This is a genomic window from Maribacter arenosus (assembly GCF_014610845.1).
Lineage (GTDB): Bacteria > Bacteroidota > Bacteroidia > Flavobacteriales > Flavobacteriaceae > Maribacter_A > Maribacter_A arenosus.
The window spans coordinates 1,007,494-1,018,615 of record NZ_JABTCG010000001.1; the positions used below are offsets into that span (position 1 = coordinate 1,007,494).

At 41.3% G+C, this 11,122-nt stretch carries 8 protein-coding genes; 4 read left to right on the forward strand and 4 right to left on the reverse strand.

Annotation, left to right across the window (positions count from 1 at the left end):
• The first annotated feature begins 11 nt into the window (after positions 1 to 11).
• Both HPE63_RS04380 and acs read left to right on the forward strand, forming a co-directional pair.
• On the forward strand, positions 12 to 1,724 hold the full coding sequence (locus HPE63_RS04380; RefSeq protein WP_188312996.1) for a sodium:solute symporter family protein: 1,713 nt from the start codon (positions 12 to 14) through the stop codon (positions 1,722 to 1,724).
• A 74-nt stretch (positions 1,725 to 1,798) separates the two neighbouring features.
• The gene (gene acs, locus HPE63_RS04385) at positions 1,799 to 3,706 is read left to right on the forward strand and encodes an acetate--CoA ligase (RefSeq protein WP_188312997.1); all 1,908 of its coding nucleotides are present in this window, start codon (positions 1,799 to 1,801) and stop codon (positions 3,704 to 3,706) included.
• Positions 3,707 to 3,772: 66 nt separating this feature from the next.
• On the opposite strand, the gene HPE63_RS04390 is transcribed toward acs, so the two are convergent.
• The 4 genes from HPE63_RS04390 to HPE63_RS04405 form a co-directional block, all read right to left on the reverse strand.
• Positions 3,773 to 4,990, reverse strand: coding sequence for a multidrug effflux MFS transporter (locus HPE63_RS04390; protein ID WP_188312998.1), 1,218 nt, complete (start codon positions 4,988 to 4,990; stop codon positions 3,773 to 3,775).
• Between the two features lie 116 nt (positions 4,991 to 5,106).
• A complete protein-coding gene (locus tag HPE63_RS04395; protein ID WP_188312999.1) occupies positions 5,107 to 6,648 on the reverse strand; it encodes an acyl-CoA carboxylase subunit beta in 1,542 nt (513 codons plus the stop codon).
• 3 nt (positions 6,649 to 6,651) lie between these two features.
• Positions 6,652 to 8,094 (reverse strand): acetyl-CoA carboxylase biotin carboxylase subunit, encoded by a 1,443-nt coding sequence (accC, locus tag HPE63_RS04400; RefSeq protein ID WP_188313000.1) that lies wholly within the window; start codon positions 8,092 to 8,094, stop codon positions 6,652 to 6,654.
• A 35-nt stretch (positions 8,095 to 8,129) separates the two neighbouring features.
• Positions 8,130 to 8,615, reverse strand: coding sequence for an acetyl-CoA carboxylase biotin carboxyl carrier protein subunit (locus HPE63_RS04405; RefSeq protein ID WP_188313001.1), 486 nt, complete (start codon positions 8,613 to 8,615; stop codon positions 8,130 to 8,132).
• 350 nt (positions 8,616 to 8,965) lie between these two features.
• Between HPE63_RS04405 and meaB the strand changes: the two genes are divergently transcribed.
• Together meaB and HPE63_RS04415 are read left to right on the forward strand one after the other, a co-directional pair.
• Complete coding sequence (gene meaB / locus HPE63_RS04410) at positions 8,966 to 9,970, forward strand: methylmalonyl Co-A mutase-associated GTPase MeaB (protein ID WP_188313002.1); 1,005 nt, start codon at positions 8,966 to 8,968, stop codon at positions 9,968 to 9,970.
• A complete protein-coding gene (locus HPE63_RS04415; protein WP_188313003.1) occupies positions 9,971 to 11,101 on the forward strand; it encodes a glycoside hydrolase family 76 protein in 1,131 nt (376 codons plus the stop codon).
• Positions 11,102 to 11,122: the final 21 nt, after the last annotated feature.

Sequence of the window (11,122 nt, forward strand, 5' to 3'; positions counted from 1 at the left end):
ACTCTGTACATATGAATGTTCAAACTTGGACGTATATATTAGTAGGTATTACCTTTTCCCTTTACATAGGAATTGCCATATGGTCACGGGCTTCGTCTACCAAAGATTTTTATGTAGCTGGAGGTGGGGTCTCCCCCCTCGCCAATGGAATGGCAACGGCGGCCGATTGGATGTCAGCAGCATCATTTATTTCAATGTCCGGAATTATTGCTTTTGCCGGATACGACGGGTCAGTTTATCTTATGGGTTGGACTGGCGGTTATGTGCTTTTGGCATTATTGCTAGCACCCTATCTTAGAAAGTTCGGTAAATTCACGGTCCCTGATTTTATAGGCGACCGATACTACTCTAAAACCGCTAGAATCGTTGCGGTTTTCTGTGCTTTGATTGTGTCTTTTACCTATGTTGCAGGCCAGATGCGTGGTGTAGGTGTGGTGTTTTCAAGATTTTTGGAAGTTGATATCAATACAGGGGTAATCATTGGAATGATCATTGTACTGTTTTATGCTGTGCTTGGAGGAATGAAAGGGATTACCTATACACAAGTAGCCCAATACTGTGTGTTGATCTTTGCTTTTATGGTACCTGCAATCTTCATTTCAATTCAAATGACGGGTAATCCCATACCCCAATTAGGGATGGGTTCGACCTTGAATGATGGCTCTGGCACATATTTACTTGATAAATTAAATGGTCTTTCTACGGAATTGGGATTTTCGGAATATACAGATGGTTCAAAAAAAATGATAGATGTATTTGCAATTACTTTAGCCCTAATGGTTGGTACCGCTGGGCTCCCACATGTAATTGTTAGGTTTTTCACGGTTAAAAGAGTAAAAGATGCAAGAAAATCTGCAGGTTTGGCCTTGTTATTAATTGCGATCCTTTATACCACAGCACCAGCAGTTGCGGTTTTTTCCAAAACAAATCTAATAAACACGGTAAGCAATCAGCCATATGCCCATATGCCTAAATGGTTCAAAAATTGGGAAAATACCGGATTACTAACCTTTACTGATATAAACAACGATGGAAAAATCCAATTTCTAGCGGATAAAGGTAAGAATGAGTTAATAGTGGATAACGACATCATGGTTTTAGCAAATCCTGAAATTGCGAATTTACCGGCATGGGTAATAGCTTTGGTGGCGGCAGGAGGTTTGGCAGCAGCGCTTTCAACCGCAGCTGGTTTATTGCTGGTAATATCCTCATCGGTTTCCCACGATTTGATCAAAAAAGTGTTCAGGCCCAAGATCTCTGAAAAAGGGGAGCTTTGGGCAGCTAGAATATCGGCGACTTTTGCCGTGGTAATCGCAGGTTATTTTGGGGTCAATCCACCTGGTTTTGTGGCAGCAGTAGTCGCCTTGGCTTTTGGCATGGCAGCGGCCTCTTTTTTTCCAGCGATCCTTTTAGGTATTTTTTATAAAAAAATGAATAAGGAAGGAGCAATTACAGGAATGGTCGTAGGCATCTCATTAATGCTATTTTATATACTAAAATTCAAATTTGGTGTTTTCGATGGAGGAAAGGAAGCCGTAGAAGGCCTAAAGGCATCGTGGTGGTTTGGAATATCCCCAGAAGGGTTTGGTACCATGGCCATGATTGTTAACTTTATTGTAGCTATCGCCGTCAACAAGCTTACTCCAGAACCTCCCGAGGAGGTTCAGGAAATTGTTGAACATATAAGAATACCTAGCGGTGCAGAGGAGCCCTCTATTCATTGAATTAATGTCATTAAGGTTATTGCCATTATACATCAGTTTCGGTTTTTATTTTATATTAATACAAGATTAATCAAATGAGCAACTATCACATTAAACACTTAGAAGAATACTATCAGGTATATAGAAAATCTGTCCGGAACCCCGAAAGTTTTTGGGAGGAAATCGCAGAAGAACACTTCCTGTGGCGAAAGAAATGGGACCGAGTCTTGGAGTGGGATTTTACCAAACCCGAGGTCAAATGGTTCCAAGGGGCAAAATTGAATATTACAGAAAACTGCATCGATAGACATTTAGCAACGCGAAGGAACAAAACCGCTATCCTTTTTGAACCGAATGACCCAAAAGAACGGGCAGAGCACATTACCTATGGGCAATTGTATGAAAAGGTATGTAAAATGGCCAATGTGCTAAAAAATAACGGTATTAAAAAAGGCGATCGCGTATGCATTTATCTGCCGATGATACCTGAACTGACCTACGCCGTACTGGCTTGCGCCCGTATAGGTGCCATACATTCCGTAGTGTTTGCTGGTTTTTCATCAAATGCACTTTCTACTAGAATTAATGATTCGGATTGTAAAATGGTCATAACATCGGATGGTTCTTACAGAGGTAGTAAATCGATTGATTTAAAGGGTATTGTTGATAAGGCTTTGGAAGATTGTCCTGGGATTAATACCGTATTGGTTGCAAAACGGATAAAAAGCGATATCCAGATGAAAGAAGGGCGGGACAAATGGCTTGCACCATTGATGTATGAGGCTTATGCCGATTGTGATGCCGAAATCATGGATGCCGAGGATCCATTGTTTATTCTCTACACGTCAGGATCAACTGGCAAACCCAAGGGAATGGTACATACCTGCGGAGGGTACATGGTCTATACCGCCTATACGTTTAAAAACATCTTTCAATACCGCGAAGAGGATGTGTATTGGTGTACCGCGGATATTGGGTGGATAACAGGGCACTCATATATTGTTTATGGACCTTTGGCCAATGGTGCAACATCGATTATGTTCGAAGGGGTTCCCTCCTATCCTGATTTTGGTCGTTTCTGGGAAGTGGTCGAAAAACATAAGGTAAATCAATTTTATACGGCACCCACCGCTATTAGGGCACTGGCCAAAGAAAATTTGGAGTACTTAGAGAAATATGACTTATCCTCCTTAAAGGTCTTAGGTTCTGTAGGCGAACCCATCAACGAGGAAGCTTGGCATTGGTACAATAACAATGTGGGTAAAAAGCATAGCCCCATCGTCGACACATGGTGGCAAACCGAAACAGGGGGGATTATGATTTCTCCCATACCCTATGTAACCCCGACGACACCTACTTTTGCTACGTTACCCTTTATCGGAGTACAACCTGCATTAATGGATGAGGAAGGCAAGGAAATCGAAGGTAACCAAGTAGAAGGGCGACTGTGTATTAAATTCCCCTGGCCATCGATTGCCAGAACTATTTGGGGCAATCATGAACGTTATCGGGACACTTATTTTTCAGCCTATAAAAACATGTACTTTACGGGTGATGGCGCAAATAGGGATGCCGTTGGGTACTATAGGATTACTGGGCGTGTTGATGATGTGATCATCGTATCAGGCCACAACTTGGGTACTGCCCCAATAGAAGATGCTATAAATGAACATCAGGCAGTAGCGGAATCGGCTATCGTGGGATTCCCCCATGACGTTAAAGGCAATGCACTATACGGTTTTGTTATCCTTAAAGAAACCGGTGAGGGCCGTGACAAAGACAACGTTCGAAAGGAAATCAATCAGCAAATCACCGAGCTTATTGGGCCCATAGCCAAGTTGGATAAGATTCAATTTGTTCCCGGATTACCTAAAACAAGAAGTGGAAAGATCATGCGGCGAATATTACGTAAAATTGCCAGTAAGGATACCTCAAACCTAGGAGATACCAGTACGCTATTGAACCCAGAAGTAGTCAAGGAAATTATGGATAACGTCTTGTAATAATAGGATATAAACAGTTAGAAACCGCTTTATGGAATATTGTTCCAGAGCGGTTTTTTTTATTGCTCATGCCAAACGTTTGGACATCCTAAAAACTATTGCTCTCATTGCCAGAAAAATACCTAAAGAGATAAAGCCGCAAATAGCCAAGCCTACAAACATGGGCCAAACGGATTCCTGTATAAAACTACCAACAAAAGCAGCTATTGGTATTGAGAATAAGGTAGAGATAAAACCGGTTATGGCGGCGCCGATACCCGCAATATGGCCTATAGGTTCCATAGCGATGGAACGAAAATTTCCCCACATAAAACCAAGACAAAAAAACTGTAGCGAAAGAAACCCTATCAAAACAAGGATATCCGGATTTCCTGAATTCCAAAACAATATAACATAGATCAATGCAACTCCGCAAAACATGACCAAGGCCGCCAAAGAGAGATTTCGCATACCAAACCGCATCACCAAGGTACCATTTAAAAAAGTCGACAAACCGATAGCGATCGATAGCCCTGCGAAAATATATGGAAATGCGTTCTTAAGACCATAAATATCTTCAAAAATGTGTTGTGAGGCACTCAGATATACCAAAAATGACCCGGTTATCAATCCAGATATTAACGTAAATGCCAGCGTTTCCTTGTACTTGAGCAATTCCTTTACCCCATCAACAAAAATATGCCTTGAGAACGGAACTTTATATTCGGGATGTAGGGTTTCAGGCTGACGACGCCAAAACCAAATCAACACCACCAAGGCCATGATCAATTGCATGTAGAATATGGCTTTCCATCCAAAGACATCCATAACACCTTTCCCAATAGCCGGGGCTACCACAGGAACTAAAATAAAAAAGGCAGTGACAAATGACATCACTTTCGCCATATAATCCCCACTATATGTATCCCTAATTATGGAAATACTTATGGTACGTGCCGATGATAATCCTATACCCTGGATGATTCTACCAACTATCATCCACTCCAAGGAAGTTGCCATTAGACAGATGATACTGGCCAATCCAAAAAGAGCAAACCCAAAATAGATCATCGGTTTTCTACCGAAAGTATCGGACAATGGCCCGAAAAACAACTGACCAATACCCAAACCCAAGAAAATCATGGTGATCAATAATTGATTGTCCGTAGCATCAAAACTATCTATTGCGCTACCTATCTCCGAAATAGCAGGCAACAACGCATCAATCGATAAGGCCACAATCGACATTAAGGCGGCCATTAAGGCGATAAATTCAAAATTGGGTTTTATATTCTCTTTTTGCATCGGCCAAAGGTAGCAATATCCCCTTTAAAATATTAATAGGATAATTTCAAATTATTATATAAAATAGGCCCCATGATTTTTACCATCATAGGGCCTCACAATAGTCTAAGATATATTTATAAAGGAATGTTACCATGTTTCCGGTCAGGACGATTCACTTCCTTGCCTTCTAGCATGCTAAATGTTTTTATCAATTTACGCCTGGTATGCTCTGGTCGTATAACTTCATCGATGAATCCTCGTCGTGCCGCTCTATAGGGATGGGCGAACTTCTCGGCATATTCAGCCTCCTTTTCCGCCAATTTTGCCGTAGGGTCTTCCGCTTCCATAATTTCCCTTCTAAAGATAATCTCACTAGCCCCTTTGGCTCCCATTACAGCAATTTCCGCTGATGGCCAAGCATAATTGAAATCAGCACCTATATGTTTTGAATTCATAACGTCATAAGCCCCTCCATAGGCCTTACGCGTAATTACAGTAACCCGGGGTACCGTTGCCTCGCTTAACGCATATAATAGTTTTGCACCATGAATAATGATGCCATTCCATTCCTGATCCGTTCCTGGCAAGAAACCCGGGACATCGACCAATACCAATAAGGGAATATTGAAAGCATCACAGAAACGTGTGAACCGTGCAGCCTTTATAGAGCTTTTAACCCCGAGTACCCCAGCTAAGAACATTGGGTTATTTGCAATGATCCCTATACTGCGACCTCCTAAACGCGCGAAGCCCACAATCATATTCTCTGCATAATCCTTATGGATTTCAAAGAAGGAATCCGTATCGATTATGCCTTTGATAACATTATGCATATCATACGGTTTGTTCGGATTCTCCGGAACAATATCCTTTAAGACATCCCTAATCTCATCGCCTAATTCATAAGGTACTTTTTTAGTGAATTCCTTGTTATTCTGAGGAAGGTAACCCAGCAGTTTTTTTAAGTCCTCCAAGCACTCGATATCATTCGGGGAGGTACAATGTGCCACCCCTGATTTTGATGCATGGGCATACGCACCCCCTAATTCTTCGGAAGTCACCTCTTCATTGGTTACGGTTTTTACCACATTTGGACCTGTTACGAACATATAGCTCGTTTGCTCGACCATTAACGTAAAATCGGTCATAGCAGGAGAATAAACCGCGCCCCCGGCACATGGTCCCATTATGGCCGATAATTGTGGAACCACGCCCGATGCCTGAACGTTTCTATAGAAAATATCGGCATACCCTCCCAATGATCGCACTCCTTCCTGTATGCGGGCGCCACCGGAATCATTTAGACCGATTATGGGAGCACCAACTTTCACGGCTAGATCCATTACTTTACAAATTTTCTCTGCATGTGTCTCCGATAAGGCCCCACCAAAGACGGTAAAATCCTGAGCATACACATAAACCAATCGTCCGGCAATGGTGCCATATCCAGTTACGACACCATCACCAAAATACAGTTGTTTTTCCATTCCAAAATCAGTGGAACGGTGTGTGACCAAAATTCCCATTTCTTCAAAAGAACCTTCGTCTAACAAATAATCGATACGTTCCCTTGCGGTTAATTTTTTCTTGGCATGCTGCTTATCAATTCGTCTTTTGCCTCCACCCTTATGGGCTAAAGCTACCCTTTCTTCTAACTTTTTCAATCTTGGGTCCATATTCTAAATTCTTGGAGTTCTTAGCCTTTTTTGGTCTTCCTGATATTTTTTCAAGGCAATTATCGCCGCTATTTTGGCTTCCTCATTTGTTTTTGCCTTTAGTACTTCGGGGGAATAATAATTCTTAACGAAATGGGTATCAAAGTTTCCCGAACGGAACGCGTCATGCTCAAAAACGAATTTCCCAAAGGGTAGTGTGGTTTGAACGCCCGTAATAGTATATTCCTCTATGGCTTTCAACATCCGTTGGATGGCTTCATCCCTATTTGCCCCATAAGTAATCAATTTCGCTAACATGGGGTCGTAATAGATGGGGACGTCCATCCTCTCTTCAAAACCATTATCAACACGTACCCCCTCACCTGTGGGCAGTTTGTACGTTTCCAACGTACCAATACTGGGAAGGAAATCGTTTAACGGGTCTTCGGCATACACACGAAGTTCCAGGGCATGTCCCTTTATTTTAAGATCTTCTTGTTTTATCTGCAATTCCTCCCCACGAGCCACACGAATCTGTAATTCTACCAAATCAACACCCGTAATAAGTTCACTTACCGGATGTTCTACCTGCAATCTTGTATTCATTTCCAAGAAGTAGTAATTGTGATCAGCATCCATTAAAAACTCAACCGTACCCGCCCCTAAATAATTACAGGCCTGTGCTACCTTGGTAGCCGCTATTCCCATTTCTTCCCTAAGTTTGGGGGTTAAAATAGAAGATGGTGCTTCTTCAATTACTTTTTGGTGTCTTCGTTGCACACTACATTCACGTTCAAAGAAATGAAGTATGTTTCCGTGGCTGTCGGCCAAGACCTGAATCTCGATATGCCTTGGTGAAGTCACATATTTTTCAATAAAAACAGATCCATCGCCAAATGCCGATGTTGCTTCACTGATGGCGCGGTTCATTTGTGATTCTAGGTCTTTATCCCGCTCTACGATGCGCATTCCTTTTCCGCCACCACCGGCAGAAGCCTTTATTAAAATAGGAAACCCAATTTCCTTGGCGATTAGCTTGGCTTTCTTCACATCGGTAATGGCCTCCTCAATTCCCGGAACCATAGGTATGTTATACTTCTTTACCGCTTCTTTGGCCGCGAGCTTACTTCCCATGACCCGAATGGCATCGGACTTTGGTCCAATAAAGATAATTTCGTTTTTCTCCACAGCTTCAGCGAAATCCGCATTTTCACTTAGAAAGCCGTATCCGGGATGTATGGCATCCACATGCAGTTTCTTGGCAACTTCTATGATTTTCGAACCTAATAGATAAGATTGGTTCGAAGGTGGTTCCCCAATACAAGCCGCCTCATCGGCAAATTTAACATGGGGTGCATTCCTATCTGCCGTAGAATAAACCGCAACGGTTTTGATACCCATTTTCTGGGCGGTTTTCATTACACGAATGGCAATTTCACCCCTATTGGCAATCAATATTTTTTTCATCAGTTCCCTTTATTATGATAACTTTCAGATGTGATTTACTCGAATTCTATCAACAATTGTTTTTTCTCTACGGCTTCCCCTCGATTCACGGCAATTGATTTAATGGTTCCCGCCCTGGGAGAGGAGATTACATTCTCCATCTTCATGGCCTCCAATATTAATAATGGGTCATCCTTTTTAATGGTCTGACCTAATTCGACGTTGATTTCCAAAATTAGCCCGGGCATTGGCGCATGGATTGCACCGATATTTTTCACAGAACCCCTGGAAAAACCCATTTCTTTGATCAATAAGTCCAAATCATCAGAAATGACGGCCTCATAGGTACTGTTATTAACCTTTACCGTATATTTTTTTGAATAAAAATCCGAATCAACGATCTCGGCATTAAATGGTTTATTTTCCTTCAAGATATGATAGGTATTCTTGGAGGTTGGCAAGGCATCCAAGTTTAAGATCTCCTGCTCTGTGATGTTGAAGGATAGGTTTTCGTTGACGTTTACCTTAAATTTTTTATTCATAGATGGTGCTATTTAGAATTTAAAAATCACACTTATCCCATAGGCATACACCTAACAAGAATACATACTAAAAAAGTTGTAAAACATGAATTTTATCATTTATCGATAAAATATACCCTCTTTTTTTTTGTAATGACCATTTAATTTGGAAAATATTTTGATATCTAAAATTTCCCGTTTTCCTGACTTATAAAAATGATTCGGAATTATGGTGCTTTTGGCTTTATGACTACCTTTGCTACTTTGAATTTTTAAGCTAAAATCTGTTCAAGAAATATATTTTTATCTTATAAATGATCGAAGTATTTTTTCGATAAAAACAGCGTAAATCTGATTTTATTCAGCACTCTATGACAAACTACAAACCAAAGGGAAGATTAACCGCACAAGAATATATTGATGGCATACTTAGGGGAGATAGGGTCATCCTATCGCGGGGCATTACCATTGTGGAAAGCAGTCTAGAGAGTGACAAAAAATTGGCCAAGGAAATAATCCAAGCCATTTTACCACATTCGGGAAACTCCATACGAATAGGTATAACGGGGGTTCCTGGGGTAGGTAAAAGTACATTTATAGAGGCTTTTGGAAAATATTTGATCAGCAAAGGCCATAAAGTCGGTATATTGTCCATTGACCCCAGTAGTCAGCGCTCAAAAGGAAGCATCCTAGGGGATAAAACCAGGATGGAGGAATTGGCCAATATGGAAGATGCCTATATTCGACCTTCTGCTACAGGGGACACCCTCGGAGGTGTAGCCAACAAGACAGGGGAATCCATGCTGCTTTGTGAAGCTGCCGGATACGATGTTATTTTGATAGAGACTGTTGGTGTGGGACAATCTGAAACCGCCGTACATGGAATGACCGATTTCTTTTTACTGCTCATGCTATCTGGGGCGGGTGACGAATTGCAGGGAATTAAAAAGGGGATTATGGAAATGGCCGATATGGTAGTCATCAACAAAGCTGACGGGGACAATGTGAAAAGGAGCGAAATGGCAAAGCGCCAATACCAAAATGCCCTACATATATTTCCATTATCCGATTCGGGGTGGAGCCCTGTCGTATCGACGGCATCGGCAATTAAGAATATTGGTATTGATACGGTTTGGGATGAAATAACCAAATACAAAAAATTGGTGGATGAAAATGGCTATTTCCTAGCTAATAGAAATCAACAGCAAATACAATGGATGTACAATAATATCAATGAAGAACTCAAGCGATTGTTCTATGGATCAAAAAATATAGCCGATCATTTGGCCATCCTGGAAAAAGACATTGTGTCTTCAAAAATCTCACCGGTAAAAGCTGCTGAGTTAATCATTGACGAATTTAAAAAATCATTATAAATGGGCTTTCCGATCCCTAATTTACAGGGCTTTACCTATTATAAACTATGTCTTTCGCTCTGCTTGATCATTGGGATTCATTTTCAATCCTATGGGCAAATTACTCTTGAAAAACAAGCGGAGGAATTGACCCATTATTTGGATACTTGGTATAATAAAGAAACAGGTTTATGGGAAACGACATCCTGGTGGAACGCGGCCAATATATTAACCGCACTGACCAACAATGCAAGGTTAACCAATGACCCTACCTTCAAATTTACCATAGCGGATGTGTTTCATAAAACAAAAGAGTTCGAAGTCGCGGCCACTGACGAAAAATCGGCTTGGGTTTGTAAAGATTATATCAATGACTTTTATGATGATGAAGGATGGTGGGCACTTGCTTGGCTAGATGCGTGGGAGTTTACAGGAGAACAAAAGTATTTGGATATGGCCAATATTATTTTCGATGATATCACCACAGGTTGGAGCGACCAGGGTGGACTCTATTGGAAAAAAGGATTGGACTTTAGGGGGTCGATAAGTAATGGACTAACAATGACTCTGGCCACACGACTCCATCTGGCAGGCACTGAAACCGTGAATGGAAAATCCGCATTGCTTTGGGCCACAACGATTTGGGATTGGATGATCGATTCCCAACTCCTGGATGCAAATGGAAATATTCAAGATGGTATTCGATTTGAAAATGGACAGGAATCTATCAAGGAAAATATTTATACATATAACCAAGGAGTGGTACTTACCGGTCTCGTTAATCTATATAAAATAACGGGTAACGTCCATTATCTCGAAAGTGCCCATAGCCTGGTTAAGGCCACTTTGGAAAACTTGACCAATAATGGACTTGTCTTGGTTGAAAAAATATGTGAACCTGATCAGTGCAACCCCGATGCCAAACAGTTCAAAGGTATTTTTATGCGCCATCTCATGTACCTCAATGATCATAGTCCTAGAGAGACCTATAAGGCTTTCATTTTAAAAAACGTAAAGGCCCTTTGGGAAAAGGCCATGGAGAACGGTACAAAGGCCCCAGGGGTAGTCTGGGATAAACCGTCTGAAGCTAATGCGGCAACTGTTTCCTCCGCTCTTGATGCATTTAATGCAGCCTTATCACTACAAGAATAGCGTATTTGACATAAAAAAGGG